An 18,945-nucleotide genomic window follows, 5' to 3' on the forward strand; every position below is an offset into this window, starting at 1 on the left:
GCCCCTCAGGAAATCAATTTATCCAAATCTTCTGCTGATAGACGTTTGAGGGCCTCCAAGGATTTAGCCAATGCGTCCTGCACCGGTGAATTATTTGTTTGCCGGGTGGCGACATAGGCACTGAAATCCGCCAGGGTCGGGGTGGTGAAGATCGATTTGACGTCGAATTCGGCGTGCAACTGCTCGCGCAGGCGCACCACCACTTGGGTCGCCAACAGGGAATGCCCGCCCAACTCGAAGAAGTTGTCGTTCAAGCCCACCCGTTGCACGTCGAGTACTTCGGCCCAGATTGCGGCGATCTGTTGTTCCAGGTCGCTGCGCGGCGCCGCGTATTCGCGCGCCTGCAGGTTGGCGTCCACCTTCGGCAGCGCCTTGCGGTCAAGCTTGCCGTTGGGGCTCAGGGGCATCTGTTCCAGCAGCATCCATAGCGCGGGCACCATGTAGTCCGGCAGGTGTTGGGCCAAGTGCGCGCTCAACACGTCGCGCCAGTCGTCGGCGGCGTTTTGCAACACCAGGTAGCCCACCAGATATTTGCCGTCGACGGCCAGCACCGCGGCTTCACGCACCCACTCGTGTTCGAGCAGGCGCGCTTCGATTTCACCCAACTCGATACGCAAGCCACGCAACTTGACTTGATGGTCGATACGCCCGGCGTACTCGATCACGCCGTCGTCGCGATAGCGCGCCAGGTCGCCGGTGCGATACAGGCGCTCACCGTCGATAAAGGGGTTGGCAATGAAGCGCTCGGCGGTCAATGCCGGGCGGCGATGGTAACCCCGGGCCAGGCCGACACCGCCCAGGTACAGCTCGCCCAACACGCCCACCGGCGCCGGCTCAAAGTTGCCGTCGAGGATGTAGCAGCCCAGGTTGGCAATCGGGCGACCAATCGGCACCGCATCGCGACCTTCATTGATGCAGGTCCAGTGGGTCACGTCGATGGCGGCCTCGGTCGGACCGTAAAGGTTATACAACCCGGCTTGCGGTAGTTTGGCGAAGACCTGCTGTTGCGCATCCACCGGCAACGCCTCGCCGCTGCACACAATGCGGTGCAAGGTGTGGCAGGTCGCGACGGTCGGGTCTTGCAGGAATGCCTGCAACATCGAGGGTACAAAGTGCAGCGTGGTGACCTGTTCGGCATTGATCAGGCTGACCAGCCTGGCCGGATCACGGTGATCGCCGGGCGCAGCAACGACCAGGCGTGCGCCGGTCATCAGTGGCCAGAAGAACTCCCACACCGACACATCAAAGCTGAACGGGGTCTTTTGCAGCACGCTGTCGCTGACATCCAGGCCGTAGGCTTCCTGCATCCATTGCAGGCGGTTGGTCAGGGCCGCATGACGATTGCCGGCGCCTTTGGGCTGGCCGGTGGAACCGGAGGTGTAGATCACGTAGGCGAGGTTTTCGCCGTCCAGAGCAATACCCGGATTCTCTGCGCTAAAGTCTTCGAATCCAGTCTCGCCAAGTACCAGCGTTTCCAGGCCGTGTGGAATCGGCAACTGACCGAGTAGATGCGCCTGAGTGAGCAGCAGCTTCACGCCACTGTCTTCAAGCATGTAGGCCAGGCGCTCACGCGGATACTCCGGGTCCAGCGGCACGTATGCGCCACCAGCCTTGAGCACCGCCAGCAGGCCGATCACCATCTCGATGGAGCGCTCCACCGCCAGCCCCACCAGCGTGTCCGGCCCCACGCCCGCCTCGATCAGACGATGGGCCAGGCGATTGGCGCGACGGTTCAGCTCAGCGTAATTCAAGCGTTGCTCGGCAAACACCAGTGCCGGTGCCTCTGGCGTGAGCGCAACCTGCGCCTCAATCAGTTGCTGCACCGTTTGCTGCAACGGGTAATCGCGGGATGTGGCGTTCCAGTCCTCAATCACCTGTTGGCGCTCAGTGGCGTCGAGCATCGCCAGCTCACCCAGGCGTTGCTGCCCGCCCTCAAGCATCGCTTGCAGCAGGTTGACCAGATGCCGGCTGTAACCTTGCACCGTATTTTCGTGGAAATGCGCGCGGGCAAAGCTGAACTGCACCGACAGCGTTTCGCCCAGATCCACCAGCACCGTCAGCGGGAAGTTGGTTTGTTCATGGGCATGGGGCTCGCCAAACCGAATGCCGCTGCCGCCGCTTTGCGCCAGGGCTTTGGACACCGGGTAGTTTTCGAACACCAGGATATTGTCGAACAAGGCTTCACCGCCCTGCCCGGCCCAGCGCTGAATGTCATACAGGCCAGTGTGTTCATGCTCACGCAAGGCCAGGTTTTGCGCCTGCACGGCTTGCAACCAGTCGGCCACTGACACCTGCCCCTCGACCGCGCAGATCACCGGCAAGGTGTTGATGAACAGACCGATCTGCTGCTCAACGCCCGCAAGCTCCGCCGGGCGACCGGCCACGGTAGCACCGAAGGCCACTACCGCCTGGCCGCTGTGACGCTGCAACAGAATCAGCCACGCCGCCTGGATCAAAGTATTGAGCGTGACGTTGTGGCTTCGGGCGAACGACTCAAGTTGAGTCGTGAGTGTGCGATCAAGCGCCAGTTGATACTCGCCATGCCCTTGCACCGCCATCGGTTGGCTGCTGCCCAGCCGTGTCGGGGTTTGCAATGCACTCAATTGCTCACGCCAGAAGGCTTCAGTCGCAGCGGCATCACGCTGTTGCAGCCAACCGATGTAATCGCGATAGCGCCCGGCCGCTTCCGGCACTGCCACACCGGCATAGCGTTGCAGCACTTCGCCGAACAGTCGCGAATTGCTCCAGCCGTCCATCAGGATGTGATGGCTGGTGTAGATCAACTCGTAGCACTGCTCATCGGTGCGCACCAGTACCAGCCGCACCAGTGGCGCCTTGGCCAGGTCAAAACCCTGGCGGCGCTGGGCCTGTTGCAGGTTGCGCAGTTCCAGTTCGCGCTCCGGCATGGCGCGCCAATCCAGAACTTGAATCGGCAGCCGCGCTTCGCGGTATACCACCTGGCATGGCCATTCCAGCTGGCCTTCCCAGAAGAACCCGCTGCGCAGCACGTCATGGGCCTGCACCGTGGCATCCCAGGCGTGCTGGAAGCGCGCCACATCCAGGCCTTGCGCCGTCACGCGAATCTGGTTGATGTAGTCGCCCGCCGTCTGCTCATAGAGGGTGTGAAAGAGCATGCCTTGCTGCATGGGCGACAAGGTGTAGATGTCTTCTACGGCATCGAACGCCAGCGGCAACGACTCCAGCTGCGATTGGTTCAAGCGCGATAACGGGAAATCCGAGGCGGTCACACCGCCATTGCCGGGCGTGCAGCAATGTTCTATCAGCGCGTTGAGTTCGCGGGTGTAGGCCGCGCTCAGCGTTTCGATCACCGCGGGGTCGAACATCAGCGGGCTGAACGTCCAGCCCAGTTGCAGTTCGCCGCCATAGACTTGGCCGTTGAGCGTCAGCCAGTTACCCAGCGGCGCATCCGGGCTTTGTTCGGCACCGGCACTTTCTGCGGCGGGCGCGAACAGGGTGTCCGGTTGGTCGAAACTGCCGTCAACCTGGCCCAGGTAGTTGAAGGTGATGCGCGGCGCTGGCAAAGCACTGAACGCCTCACGTGTGGCGTCATCGCCCAGGTAACGCAAAGCGCCAAAACCCAAGCCTTTATGCGGCACGCTGCGCAATTGCTCCTTGATCTGTTTGATCGAAACCGCCGGGGACACGTCGGGGGTCAGGCGCACCGGAAACAGGCTGGTGAACCAGCCCAGGGTGCGCGTCAGGTCAATGTCGTCAAACAGGTCTTCACGGCCATGGCCCTCCAGCTGGATCAGGCTCGAGGCGTGACCCGTCCACTGGCAGATCACCCGAGCCAGGGCCGTGAGCAGCAGGTCGTTGATCTGAGTGCGGTAGGCCGTCGGCGCCTGTTGCAGCAATTGCCGGGTGCGTTCGGCATCCAGTTGGCTGACCACAGTCTCAGCCAGTCGCCCGGGACGCGCGCCTTGCGGGTCACGGCACGGCAAGTCGGTGGCCGCACCTTGCAGCTGTTGCAGCCAAAAGGCTTGCTCGGACGCCATCGCAGCGCTACGGGCGTGGGCTTGCAAGCGCCCGGCCCAGGCTTTGAATGAAGAGGTCTTGGCCGGCAATTTTTGGTCGCGATACAGCGCTTGCAGGTCTTCAAGGAACACCCGCCAGGACACGCCGTCCACCACCAAGTGGTGCATCACCAGCAACAGGCGCTGGGAACCGTCTGCCAGCTCGACCACTACCGCACGCAGCAATGGCCCCTGTTGCAGGTCGAGGCTGCGCTGGGCTTTTTCGCAGAGCGCGGTCAACTCGCTGGCATCTGCCACCTTGGCTTGCCACAGTACCTGTGTGCCAGCCGCAGCATGCTCGGCTTGCCAACCCTCAAGGTGCTGGCTGAAGCGCAAACGCAGCACATCGTGGTGAGCAATCAGGCCCTGCAACGCGGCTTCCAGACGATCGCCCTGAAGCGCTTGGCGTGGCGTCAGCAAGAAGGACTGGTTCCAGTGATGCGGGTCCGGCAGCTGCATCTCGAAGAACAACTGCTGGAACGGCAGCAACGGCGTCTCACCCTGCACCGAACCTTGGTCGATCACCCGCGCGGTTTGCAACTGCGCCACCCGCGCGAGGCTGCGCACGGTTTGATGCTGGAACAACGCCTTGGCGGTGAAATGAATACCGGCGGCACGTGCGCGACTGACCACCTGAATCGAGATGATCGAGTCACCGCCGCGCTCAAAGAAATTGTCATTCAACCCCACCTGCTCGATGCCCAGCACGTCGGCCCAGATGGCGGCGATCTGCTGCTCCAGCGCGCTTTGCGGGGCTTCATATTGCTGCGTGGCTTCGGGCTTTGGCAGCGCCTTGCGGTCAAGCTTGCCGTTGGGGCTCAGCGGCATCTGCTCCAGCAGCATCCATTGTGCGGGCACCATGTAATCCGGCAGTGTTTCGGCAAGATGAGCGCCGAGCACATCGCGCCAATCATCCGCTGCGTTTTGCAGCACCAGGTAGCCCACCAGGTATTGACTGTCCGGTGCCAACACGGCCGCTTCGCGGACGTAATCGTGTTCCAGTAAACGCGCTTCGATTTCGCCCAATTCGATACGTAGGCCACGCAACTTGACCTGATGATCGGCACGCCCGGCATATTCAATCACGCCGTCTGCGCGATACCGCGCCAGGTCGCCGCTGCGGTACAGACGCTCACCGCTGACAAAGGGATGGGCGATAAAACGCTCGGCGGTCAATGCCGGACGTCGGTGATAACCACGGGCCAGGCCGAGACCGCCCAGGTAAAGCTCGCCCAGCACGCCAATCGGTACCGGTTCGAAATGGCTGTCGAGGATGTAGCAGCCCAGATTGGCAATCGGGCGACCAATCGGCACGGCGTCACGCCCTTCATCGACACAGGTCCAGTGGGTCACGTCGATGGCGGCTTCGGTTGGACCGTAGAGGTTATAGAGCCCGGCTTGCGGCAGTTTGGCCATGACTTGCTGTTGCGCATCCACCGGCAGCGCCTCGCCGCTGCACACGATGCGCTGCACGCTGTGGCAGGTCGAAACCGCCGGGTCTTGCAGGAACGCCTGCAACATCGAGGGTACAAAGTGCAGCGTGGTGATCTGTTCGGCAGTGATCAGGCTGACCAACCGGGCCGGATCACGGTGATCGCCCGGTGCTGCAACGACCAGGCGCGCGCCGGTTATCAGTGGCCAGAAGAACTCCCACACAGACACGTCGAAGCTGAACGGGGTCTTTTGCAGCACGCTGTCGCTGGCGCCCAGGCCATAGGCCTCCTGCATCCATTGCAGGCGATTGAGCAGCGCTGAATGGCGGTTGCCGGCGCCTTTGGGTTGGCCGGTGGAGCCGGAGGTGTAGATCACGTAGGCGAGGTTTTCGCCGTCCAGCGCGATATCCGGGTTTGCGTCGCTGTAGCTGTCGAAGCCGGACTCACCCAGCACCAGGGTTTCCAATCCTTGTGGGATCGGCAACTGTTCGAGCAAATGCGCCTGAGTCAGCAGCAGCTTCACGCCGCTGTCTTCAAGCATGTAGGCCAGGCGCTCACGCGGGTATTCCGGGTCCAGCGGCACATACGCGCCACCGGCCTTGAGCACCGCCAATAGCCCCACCACCATCTCGATGGAGCGCTCCACCGCCAGCCCCACCAGCGCATCCGGGCCAACGCCGGCCTCGATCAAACGATGGGCCAAGCGATTGGCGCGGCGGTTCAGTTCGGCGTAACTCAGCGAAACGTCACCAAAACGCAATGCCGGTGCATCCGGTTGCGCCAGCACCTGCGCTTCAATCAACTGATGCACCCACTGGCCTTGCGGGTAGGCGCGCTCGGTGGCATTCCACTGGTAGAGGAGTTGTTGGCGCTCCGTGGCGTCCAGCGTCGCCAGGTCCTGCAAGGCCATTGCAGGGTTGGCCACGGCGGCGCGCAACAGGTTCAGCCAATGGCCCAGCATGCGCGAGGCGGTCGCCGTGTTGAACAAGTCGGTGGCATAGGTCAGGGAGGCCCAGAGGCCGTCGCCGGTTTCCTGGGTATCCAGGCTCAGGTCAAACTGGGCGCTTTGGGTTTCCAGTTCGAGGCTGGCCACACGCAGGCCCGGCAGTTGCTGCTCTGCGGATGGGGTCTTGGCCTGGTGATTGAACATCACCTGAAACAGCGGGTTATGGCTAAGGCTGCGTTCGGGTTGCAGCGCTTCGACCAGTTGCTCGAAGGGCAAATCCTGATGGGCCTGGGCTTGCAGCGCGCGGCGCTTGGTGTGTTGCAGCAGTTGGGCGAAGGTCATCTGGCCGTCGAGATCGGCCTTGAGCACCTGCGTGTTGACGAAAAAGCCGATCAGCGATTCGGTCTCGACGCGGTTGCGGTTGGCGATCGGCACGCCGACGCGAATGTCCGACTGCCCGCTGTAGCGATACAGAAATACCTGAAACGACGCCAACAGCAGCATGAATAGCGTCACCCCTTCGCGCTGGGCCAGGGCCTTGAGACCGGCGACCAGGGAGGGTTCCAGGGCCATGTCCTGGCGTGCGCCAAGGAAACTCTGCTGTGCTGGGCGCGGGTGATCGAGCGGCAGCTCCAGCACCGGCTGCGTGCCACTGAGCAGCTCACGCCAGTAATCCAGTTGACGGGCCTTCTCCCCCGCCTCCATCCAGCGGCGTTGCCACAACGCGTAGTCGGCATACTGGATCGGCAGCGGTGCCAACGTGCACGCCTGGCCCTGGCTGTAGGCGGCATAAAGCTGCATCAGCTCTTGCACCATCACGCCCATCGACCAACCGTCAGAGACGATATGGTGCTGAACCAGCACCAGCACATGCTCTTCTTCGCTTAGGCCGAACAAGCTGACCCGCAATAACGGACCTTGCTGCAAATCGAAAGGTCGGGCGATTTCAGCTTCGACGCTTGCTTTTAGCCCGGCCTCGTCGGCTGAGTGTTCAGCGATCTCGATCACAGCCTGGGCCAATACTTGCTGGGCACGCTGCTCGCCCTCCAGGTGCAAACGGGTGCGCAGGCTTTCATGGCGCGCCACCAGCGTGTCGAAGCTGCGCTGCAGCGCGGCCTTGTCCAGGCGCCCGCTCAGGCGCAAGGCGCCGGGGACGTGATAGGCCGCGCTGTCCGGGTCCAGTTGCCAGAGAAACCACTGGCGCTCCTGGGCATAAGACAGCTGCGCGTGTTGGCCGTCCTCGCGAATCGAGGCGATCGGCAGTTGCGCGAAACTCATGCCACGGCTTTGCAGGCGTTGGTAGAACTGTTGACGCTGTTCCAGAGGCAGGCGAAGAAAGCGCGAAACCAGATCGATATTAGGGTTGGAAAGCATGGTTCAAATCGCCTCTAGTTCGCTCAAAAAGTCACGAAGATCATCAAAGTCTTCCGCGCTGCCGGCGCGGAAGGTGGCAGCGGCCTGGGCATAGGCGCGCAACGTTTCAGTCTGGAACACTTCCACCAGCGGCACTTCCAGCCCCAGTTCGGCCTGCACCCGCGAGGTGATCTGGATTGCCAGCAAGGAGTGGCCGCCCACTTCGAAGAAGTTGTCGTCCAGGCCCACGCGAGGCAAGTGCAGAATCTCGGCCCAGATCGCGGCGATTTGCTGCTCCAGCTCGGTTTGCGGGGCGACGTAGTGCTGCTGCATCAGGCTCGCATCCGGCTCGGGCAGGCCCTTGCGGTCGAGTTTGCCGTTGGGGGTCAATGGCATTTGGTCCAGGAACATGAAGTGCGTCGGCACCATGTAATCCGGTAGCCGGGTTTTCAGGGCCCGGCGCAGGCTGTCGCGGAACGCGGTGTGGTCGAGCTGCACGGTGGCAGGCACTACATAGGCGACCAATTGCTTACCGGCCTGGCCTTCCTGGGCCACGACGACGGTTTCGCCGACGCTGTCCTGCTCGCGCAGGCGTGCTTCGATCTCGCCCAACTCAATACGGAAACCACGAATTTTCACCTGATGGTCGACACGCCCGAGGTAATCCACCACGCCGTCCGCACGGCCACGGGTCAGGTCGCCGCTGCGGTAAACGCGGCTGCCAGGCTTGCCGAACGGGTCCGGCACAAAACGCTCGGCGGTGAGTGCCGGGCGCTCCAGATAACCACGGGCCACGCCTTCGCCGCCGAGGTACAGCTCACCAGCCACGCCGATGGGTTGCAGGTTGAGTTGTGAGTCCAACACGTAGCCGCTGCGGTTGCCCAACAGTGTGCCGATCGGCGCATAGACCGCGCCGCACGGATCGCCGCGACGGGCTTTCCACAGCAGCGGCGTGACCACGGTTTCGGTCGGGCCGTAGCCGTTGAACAGATAAGTCGGTTTCAGTGCGCGCCACGCCAGGTCGTAACTGGCCTGCGCCACCGCATCGCCGCCGAAGCAGTACACGCGCACATTGGGCGGGTTGCCATCGCGCTCGGCATGCTCGGCCAATTGTTGCAGGTACACCGGCGGGAACACGGCCATGGTCACGTGGTGACGGTGCATTTGCGCGTAGGTGTATTCCGGCAACCACAGGCTGTCGTCGCGGATCAGTACGCTGGCGCCGTTGATCAGCGGGTGCATCCAGCCTTCGTGGGAGCCGTCGAAGGCAAAGGACATGAAATGCAATTCGCAGTCGGCCGGGCCGGTTTCGTAGCGTTCGCCGGTGGCGATGATGTGCGCCACCAGCGGGCCGTGGGAAACCGCCACGCCCTTGGGCATGCCGGTGGAGCCGGAGGTGTAGATCACGTAGGCGAGGTTGTCGCCATCCAGATCGACCTGCGGCGCGGTATCGCTATAACCGGCCCAGTCTTCGGTGCGGTCAATGGCCAGGGTGTCCAGACCCTCGGCAAGCGGCAATTGCGCCAAGGCACTGCTGTGGCTCAGCAGCAATTTCGCGCGGCTGTCTTGCATCATGTACAGCAAACGATCACGCGGGTATTCGATGTCCAGCGGCACATACACGCCACCGGCTTTCATCACCGCGAGGAACGCCACCATGATTTCCGCGCTGCGCGGCATGGCAATCGCCACCCGCACTTCCGGGCCGACGCCACGGGCGATCAGTGCATGGGCCAGGCGGTTGGCCTGGCGGTCCAGCTCGCCATAAGTCAGGGTTTGTGCATCGAACTTGACCGCCACCGCATCCGGGGTTTCCCGGGCGCGATCGGCGAACAGTTCGTGTACCAGGCGCTCGGCCGGGAAACCGGCGTCGGCCTGGTTCCACAGCTGCAGGATGTGCTGTTGCTCATCCTGGCTGAGCAGGTTCAACTGGCTGATGGGCTGCTGCTGGTCGGCAACCATCGCCTGCAACAGGTTGTGCCAGTGACGGGCCATGCGTTCAATGGTCGAGGCTTCGAACAGGTCGGTCGCATAGCTCAGGGACGCACTCAACTGGTCACGGGACTCCTCGATGTCCAGGGTAAGGTCGAAATGCGCAGCCGTTTCATCCCAGCTCACCGGGCTCATGTCCAACTGCGCCAGGCGCTGTAAATGCTCGCTGGCCTGACTGAAGTGATGGTTGAACGCCACCTGGAACAACGGGCTCAAACTCAGGCTGCGCTCAGGTTGCAGGGCCTCGACCAGTTGCTCGAACGGCAGGTCCTGATGGGCCTGGGCTTCCAGGGCGCGCTGTTTGACCTGCTGCAACAACTGGGCAACGGTGGTTTGCGCGTCGATCTCGGCCTTGAGCACCTGGGTGTTGACGAAGAAGCCGATCAGCCGTTCGGTTTCAACGCGGTTGCGGTTGGCGATCGGCACGCCGACACGGATGTCCCGCTGGCCGCTGTAGCGATGCAACAGCGCGTGGTAGGAGGCCAGCAACAGCATGAACAGCGTCACACCTTGGCGCTGGGCCAACGACTTGAGGCCATCGAGCAACGGGGTCGGCAGCGCAATATACAGACGCGCGCCGCCATGGGACGGTACCGCAGGGCGCTGGTGATCAAAAGGCAACTCCAGCACCGGTTGCTCGCCGCCGAGCAATTCACGCCAGTAGTCGAGCTGGCGCGCCTTTTCACCGGCTTCCATCCAATCGCGCTGCCATTTTGCGTAGTCGGCGTATTGGATCGGCATCGCCGGCAATTGCAGGGCCTGGTCTTGGCTGTAGGCCGTATACAACTGCACCATTTCGTCGACCATCACTTGCATCGACCAGCCGTCGGAGATGATGTGATGTTGCACCAGGACCAGCACATGCTCGTCTTCAGCCAGGCGCAAGAGGCTCACACGCATCAGCGGCCCCTGGCGCAGATCGAACGGTTGCGCCACCAGCGCTTGCACCCTGGATTTGAGCTGCGCTTGGTCGGTGAGCGCGAATGCGAGTTCGATCCGCGCCTGTGGGCTGACCACTTGCACCGTGCGGTCGGTTTCTTGCTGAAAATGCGTGCGCAGGCTGTCGTGACGCGCCACCACGGTATCGAAGGCACGTTGCAGGGCGCAGCGGTCGAGCGAACCTTTCAGGCGCAGCGCACTCGGCACGTGATAGGCCGAACTGTGTGGGTCCAGTTGCCAGAGGAACCACTGCCGTTCCTGGGCATAGGACAGCAACAATGGCTGATCGCGATCCGCCGCCACCATCGCCGGCGCCGACGCGCTGACCGCGGCCAGACTGTTAACCCCCGCCAGATTGTTAACAAAGTCGCCCAACACGGGCTGTTCAAACAGCGCCCGCAGTGCAACTTCGATGCCCAGGCCATGACGCAACCGGGACACCACCTGAGTTGCGAGCAACGAATGCCCGCCCATCTCGAAGAAGTGATCGTTGAGCCCTACCCGTTCGGCGCCCAGCACCTGGGCCCAGATAGCCGCGACGCGTTGCTCGGTCTCGGTGACCGGTGCAACCCAATCGACCAGGGCTTGGCTGATATCCGGCTTGGGCAGCGCGGCACGGTCGAGCTTGCCGTTGGGGCTCAGCGGCAGGCGCTCCAGCACCAGCAGATGCGCCGGCACCATGTAGTCCGGCAGCTCTTGGCGCAACGCGGCCTTGAGCTGCGTGCGCAACTGGGCCTGCTCGGTGTCGGACAATGACTGGCTGGCCACGATATAGCCGACCAACTGGTTGTCCGCCGCGATCACCAGCGCCTCGCGCACACTGGCCTGGACCAGCAGGCGCGCTTCGATTTCACCCAACTCGATACGGAAACCTCGCACCTTGACCTGATGGTCGATTCGCCCCACGTACTCGATCATCCCATCGGCGCGATAGCGCGCCAGGTCACCGGTGCGGTACAAACGGCCGACGCCGTCAGCACAGAAAGGATCGGGAATGAAGCGGTGGGCCGTCAGGTCCGCACGCTTGAAATAACCCCGCGCCAGCAGCGGCCCGCCGATCACCAACTCGCCGGCGACACCTACCGGCACCGGGTTGAGGTTGGCATCCAGCAGGTAAATGGCACGGCCATCCAGCACGCGGCCAATCGGCATCATCGACGGCAAGGCTTCACGGCCCTCGACATACGCGGCGCAGTCCAGGGCAGTGGCGGTCACGGTGGCTTCGGTAGGCCCGTAGGTATTGAGCAGCCGCACATGCTGCAAGCCTGCTGCGCGCCAGGCATTCAGCCCTTCAGGCGGCATGGCTTCGCCGCCAATGTGCAGTTGGCGCAGGCGCCCATAATCACGTGGGCCTAGGTCTGCAAAGTCGCGCACCAGAGACAGCCAATAGGCCGTGGTCAGGTCGACCACGGAAATATCGTGTTCAATCAGTTGCTGGTAGAAGGTGTCGCTGTCCCACAGTTCGCCACCGCGTACCACCACCGCCGCACCGCAGCACAGCGCCGGGTAGAGCTGCTCGACAAAACCGTCGAAGTTGAAGGTGCCAAATTGCAGCACGCGGTCATGGGCCTGCAGCGCAAACAGTTCGGTGAACACCTCCACATGCCGGGCCAGGGACGCCAGGTCGATGCCCACGCCTTTTGGCCTGCCGGTCGAGCCGGAAGTGAACATCACGTAGGCCAGGTTGGCCGGCTGCGCCCTCGACACGGGGTTTTCAGCGCTGTAATCGGCCAACCAGTCTGCGCCGGACTCCAGGCACACAAGCGTCAGGTTCGCGCTGATCGGCAGATGCGCCACCAACGGCTGCTGAGTCAGCAGTAATTGCAGACCGCTGTCCTCGATCATGCATTGCAGGCGTTCGGCCGGGTATTTCGGGTCCAGCGGCACATAAGCGCCACCGGACTTGAGCACCGCCAGCAAGCCGACGATCATTTCCAGGGAACGGTCCACCGCCACGCCCACCAGGGTGTCGGCGCTGACGCCCAACGTGATCAGACGATGGGCCAGGCGATTGGCGCGCAGGTTGAGGTCGGCGTAGGTCATACGCTGCTGGTCCAGGATCAGCGCGATGTTTTGCGGGTGCAGCGCGGCTTGTTGTTCGAAGCGCTGCAATACGCTTGCCTTGGCCGTTTGAGCAACACTGCGCGGGTTCCAGTCTTGCAGCACGCGGGTGTATTCAGGGTCCAACAGCAAGGGGATGGCGCCCACGGCTTGCTCCGGCGCCTGAATAAATTGCTGCAGCAAGCCCTGCAAGTAGGTGCCGATGTGCTGCACAGTGTCGGTGTCGAACTGCGCACGCAGGTATTCCAGGTGCAGGCTCAGGCGCTCGCCGCCGTGCACGGTCAGTGTCAACGGGTAGTTGGTGCGCTCCTGATGACTGACGCCACTGAAACGCAAACCGCCCTCGCCCGACTGTTCCAGCGTCTTGGCCACCGGGAAGTTTTCGAACACCACCAGCGTGTCGAATAATGCCTCACCGGCCGAACCGGCCCAGCGCTGGATATCAAACAGCGGCGTGTGTTCATGCTCGCGCATTTCCAGGTTCAGTGCCTGTACGCATCGCACCCAATCGCTGACGCTTTGCGCCGGGCTGGCGGCGGCAATCAGCGGCAAGGTGTTGATGAACAGGCCGACTTGCTGCTCGACATCCGCCAATTGCGCCGGGCGCCCGGAAACCGTCACCCCACAGGCGACGCTGGACTGGCCGGTGTAGCGTTGCAGCAGCAACAGCCACGCCGATTGCACCAGGGTATTGAGGGTCACTTGGTGTGCACGGGCGAAGACCGCCAGGCGCTGCGTCTGGATAGCATCCCACTCACAAAGCACTTCACCGTATTCACCCGCACTCTGCGCTGGGCTCTTGGCCACACTGCGCGCCAGGTGCGTCGGCTCGTCCAACTGCGCCAGGCGCTGGCGCCAAAAGGCCTCGCCCAACGCCGGATCCTGCTGCTGCAACCAGGCGATGTGCTGGGAAAACCCCGCGCCCACCGGCGCCAGTGCCTGGCCCTTGCAGGCCTGCAGCACTTCATTGAGCACCAGTGCGTTACTCCAGCCATCCATCAGGATGTGATGGCTGGTGTAGATCAAGTGCCAGCAGTCTTCAGCCGTACGTACCAACGCTACTCGCAGCAACGGCGGACGCGCCAGCTCGAAGCCCTCGCGATGGTGCTCGGCAGCCAGGCTGTCCAGGGCGGCGGGAAGTTCCTGACGCCCACGCCAGTCGAATTCGGTAAACGGCAAGCTGACCTGTCGATACACCACTTGCAGGGCCTGGCCCTGGTCTTCCTGCCAGACAAACCCGGTGCGCAACATGTCATGCCGTGCCAGCACTTGCGCCCAGGCGCGCTGGAAGACTGCCACGTCCAGGCCGTGCACATCGGCGCGCAGCTGGCTGACGTAAATATCATCCTCGCCCTGTTGGTAGAGGCTGTGAAACAGCATGCCCTGTTGCATCGGCGACAGCGGGTACAGGTCCTGCACGTCCCTTGCCGGCAGTGCCAACTCGTCGAGCTGGGGCTGGGTCAATTGCGCCAGGGTCACGTCGGCCGGTGTCAGGCCGCCCTGTTTAGGGTCGACGCAATGCGCGATCAGTGCCAGCAGTTCCTGCTGGTAATCATCCGCCAGCTGCTGGACAGTCGCGACCTCGAACATTTCACGGCTGAACCCCCACTGCAGGGCCAATTCACCGCCGTACACCTGCCCCTCCACCGTCAGCCAGTTAGCCAGCGGCGCCTCCGGGTCTTGAGCCTGCCCACTGCCCTGGGTGGCGGGAACGAACAGCGCCGACTCGTTGAACTGGCGGTCGAACTGCCCCAGGTAGTTGAACGTGATGCGTGGCGCGGCCAGGTTCGAGAGGGCTTGACGGGCGTCAGGCGTGCCGAGGTAGCGCAGCAGGCCGTAGCCAATGCCTTTGTGCGGCACGGCGCGCAGTTGTTCCTTCACCGATTTGATCGCCGCCGACAGCTCGCCATCGGCTTGCAGGCGCACCGGGAACAGGCTGGTAAACCAGCCGACGGTACGGCTCAGGTCGAGCGTATCGAACAGGTCTTCACGGCCATGGCCTTCCAGCTGGATCAGCGCGGCAGGCTGCCCGCTCCAGCGGCTGACCACGCGCGCCAGCGCGGTTAGCAGCAAGTCATTGACCTGGGTGCGGTAGGCCGCCGGGGCGTCTTGCAGCAGTTGACGGGTGTGTTCGGCGCTCAAGCGGATTTCGAGCTTGCTGCCCAGGCGATTCTGCAGGCCGCCCTGGGGGTTGTCGCAGGGCAGATCGGCGCTCGCGGTCTGGGCCTGCCAGTACGGCAGTTGGTTATCCAGCGTCAGCGCATGGGCCTGCAATTGCTGCGCCCAGTCCTGGTAGGCACTGGTCTTGGCCGGCAGCGCAGCGTTGCGGTAAGCCTGCTGCAGGTCTTCGAGCAGGATGCGCCACGACACGCCATCGACCACCAGGTGATGCACCACCAGCAGCAGGCGCTGGGCGCCGTCTGCCATCGAGACCAGTACCGCGCGCAGCAGCGGACCCTGTTCAAGGTTGAGGCTGCCGTGTGCCTTGTCGCAAAGTGCGGCCAGCTCAGCCTCGTCAGCGACTTGGGCCTGCCACACTGAAGCACTTGCAACCGGCTCGGCGTGGGCCTGCTGCCAACCGTCTGCCTGGCGCACAAAACGCAGGCGCAGGGCGTCATGGTGGTTAATCAAACGGGTCAAGGCCGCGTCAATGCGCGCGGGCTCCAGGGCTTCACGCGGGGCCAACAGCAGCGACTGGTTCCAATGCTGGCGCGCCGGGATCACCTGCTCGAAAAAGCTGTGTTGCACGGGCGTGAGGATCACCTCGCCGCTGACTGGTCCCTGATCGATAACCGCCGCCTGTTCAAAGCTCGCCACCAGCGCCAGGCTGCGCACGCTCTGGTACTGGAACAGGTCACGCGGGCTGAGGCGAATCCCCGCCTGACGGGCGCGGCTGACCACTTGGATGGAGATAATCGAGTCGCCACCCAGCTCGAAGAAGTTGTCGTCCAGACCGACTTGCGCGGCGCCGAGCACATCACTCCAGATTGCCGCCAGGGCTTTTTGCAGGGCGTTTTCAGGCGCGACAAAGGCTTGCTGCGGCGCAGCATCCGGCAACGGCAGCGCCTTGCGGTCGAGCTTGCCGTTGGCAGTGACCGGCAGTTTGGCCAGGGTGACGAAGTGCGTGGGCACCATGTATTCCGGCAGGCTGCTGAGCAACCAGGCCTTGAGGTCGCTCGGCGCTTCACCCTCGTTAACCAGGTAGGCAACCAGCTGTTTGCCGCCCTGCACCAGCACCACCGCTTCGCGCACCTGCGGGTGTTGCATCAGCCGGGTTTCGATTTCGCCCAGCTCGATACGCAAGCCGCGCAGCTTGACCTGATGGTCGAGGCGGCCGAGGTACTCGATCACGCCATCGGCACGCTGGCGCACGCGGTCGCCGGTGCGATAGAGGCGCTCTCCGTCAACAAAAGGGCTCGGCACAAAGCGTTCGGCGGTCAAGCCCGGGCGGCGGTGATAGCTGCGCGCCAGGCCGACGCCGCCCAGGTACAACTCGCCAGAGACACCGGCGGGCACCGGGTTGAGCTGGGCGTCGAGGACATAGGTGGCCAGGTTGGCAATCGGACGACCGATGGGCACGCTGTCGGCGCCTTCGTCGACGCATGTCCAGTGGGTGACGTCGATGGCGGCTTCGGTGGGGCCGTAGAGGTTGAACAAACCCGTCGCTGGCAGTTTGGCGAACACCTGCAACTGCGCGTCCAACGGCAAGGCTTCGCCGCTGCACACGATGCGTTTGAGGCTCGTACAAGCCTGCACGCCCGCCTCATGGATAAACGCCTGGAGCATCGACGGCACGAAGTGCAAGGTGGTAATGGCGTGACGGCCGATGGTCTGGATCAGTCGCGCCGGCTCGCGATGTTCGCCAGGAGCGGCGACCACCAGCCGAGCGCCGGTCATCAATGGCCAGAAAAATTCCCACACCGACACATCAAAGCTGAACGGGGTTTTCTGCAAGACCGCATCGCTGGCGTCCAGGCCGTAAGCCTGCTGCATCCAGCACAAGCGGTTGACCAGCGCGCGATGGCTGTTGCCGGCGCCCTTGGGTTTGCCGGTGGAACCGGAGGTGTAAATCACGTAGGCCAAGTTGAGCGCCTGGATGGCCACGGCCGGTGATTCGCGGCTATAGCCGTCAAGCCAACCCGGCGCCTGGTCCAGAACGATCACTTGCACGCCATTAATCGGCAACGAAGCCTGCAGGCTCTGCTGGCTGAGCAACAGCTTGATGCCGCTGTCTTCGATCATGTAGGCGAGGCGTTCCTGGGGGTATTCGGGGTCCAACGGCACATAGGCACCGCCGGCCTTGAGGATCGCCAACAGGCCCACCACCATCTCGACCGAGCGCTCCACACAGATACCCACCAGCACGTCAGGGCCGACGCCCTGCTCGCGCAAGGCATGGGCCAACTGGTTGGCGCGGGCGTCGAGCTGGGCATAGCTCAACGTGGTCGCACCAAACACCAGCGCCGGAGCATCCGGGGTGCGCTGTACCTGCTCTTCAATGAGCCGATGCACTCCTTGCGCGGTCGGGTACGCCTGGGCCGTCTGGTTCCATGCCTGGACCAGCACCTGCTGCTCATCGGCGGCCAGCATCGGCAACTCACCGATGCGGTGTTCGTCGCCGGAAACCATGGCCTGCAGCAGGCTGATCCAGTGCTGGGCCATGCGCGTTATGGAGGGCGCGTCAAACAGGTCGTTGGCGTAGGTCAACGCAGCCTGCAAGGTGCCGGACTTTTCATAGGTATCCAGGGTCAGGTCGAACTGGGTGGTACGGCCTTGCCACTCCACCAGCGCCAGTTCCAGGCCGGAGGCGGTGCTCACCGTGGCAATGTCCGCTACCACCGGCTGGTGGTTGTACATCACCTGAAACAGCGGCGTATGGCTCAGGCTGCGCTCGACCTTGAGGGCTTCCACCAGACGCTCGAACGGCAGCTCCTGATGGGCCTGGGCGCCGAGGGCGTGCTCCTTGATGCCCTGCAACAGTTCGGCGACACGGGTTTGCCCGGTTAACTCGGTACGCAGAACCTGAGTGTTGACGAAAAAACCGATCAGCCCTTCGACCTCACTGCGATTACGATTGGCGATCGGCACACCGACGCGGATATCGCCCTGCCCCGTGTAGCGATGCAACAACACGTTGAAAGCGCCCAGCAGCAACATGAACAGGGTGACGTTGTGCTTTTGCGCGCAACTACGCAGCTGCGCGGCGAGGCCTGAATCGATGGCGAAATTATGCCGGGTGCCCTGGTAGCTGGGCATGGCCGGACGCGGGCGATCGGTGGGCAGTTCCAGCACCGGATGCTCATCACCCAGACGTGCCTGCCAGTATTCAAGCTGGCGTGCCTGCTCCCCCGCTTCCAGCCAACGGCGCTGCCACAGGGCGTAGTCGCTGTACTGGATCGGCAGCGCCGGCAATTGCGGCGTCTCGTGGCGTTCGTGGGCGTCGTAGCAGCGAATGAACTCGTCGATCAGCACATTCATCGACCAGCCATCGGAGACGATGTGGTGCAGGGTCAGCAGCAGCACATGCTCTTGCGCATCGAGCTTGAGCAATTGCACGCGCAGCAGTGGGCCGTTTTCCAGATCGAACGGCAGCAGTGATTGACGGGTCGCCGCCTGGTTGACGGCCTGCTCGCGTTCGTCAAAGCCCAGCGCACTGAAGTCCAGAGGCTCGACGGCAACCGACGGCTCGATGGCAACTTGCAGCAAACGATCGTCGGCCTGGCGCTGGAAGACCGTGCGCAGGGTTTCATGACGTGTCACCAGGCTTGCGAATGCCTGTTCCAGTGCGCGCAGGCTGAGGGCGCCCTTGAGCCGCACGGCGCTGGGCAGGTTGTATGCGCCACTGGCCGGGTCCAGTTGCCACAGAAACCACATGCGCTGCTGCGCGTAGGACAGCGCCTGGCGATCCTCCACGTCCACGCCCGCCGGAATCGGAAACCGGGAAAAATCCACGCCTTCTTTCTGCAGGGCTTGCAGGAAAACCTGGCGCTTTTCCAGGGGCAACCCGATAAACCGGCGAGCAAGTTTCAAGGAGTCTTCAGCATTCATTTCTTGGAGTCCGGAACAATAGGCAGGAAGCACAAAGGCACGTCGTCCCTATAAAACGAACCGGACAAGGAAAAATTAGCGGGGCGTAAGCGGCGTGAAGCGCGGTGTCATCAAGGGTTACATCAATCTCAGCCAAGGC

The 18,945-nt window shown here is 63.0% G+C and carries 2 protein-coding genes; both read right to left on the minus strand.

The features are described 5' to 3' along the window. Positions 1-5: 5 nt before the first annotated feature. Positions 6-7,787, minus strand: coding sequence for a non-ribosomal peptide synthetase (locus tag HBO41_RS11955; protein WP_169986361.1), 7,782 nt, complete (start codon positions 7,785-7,787; stop codon positions 6-8). 3 nt (positions 7,788-7,790) lie between these two features. Then, entirely contained in the window at positions 7,791-18,806 is an 11,016-nt protein-coding gene (locus HBO41_RS11960; protein ID WP_169986363.1) for a non-ribosomal peptide synthetase, read from the minus strand. Positions 18,807-18,945 lie beyond the last annotated feature (139 nt).

The sequence above is a fragment of the Pseudomonas sp. WS 5146 genome (genome assembly GCF_012985495.1).
Classification (GTDB): Bacteria; Pseudomonadota; Gammaproteobacteria; order Pseudomonadales; family Pseudomonadaceae; genus Aquipseudomonas; species Aquipseudomonas edaphica.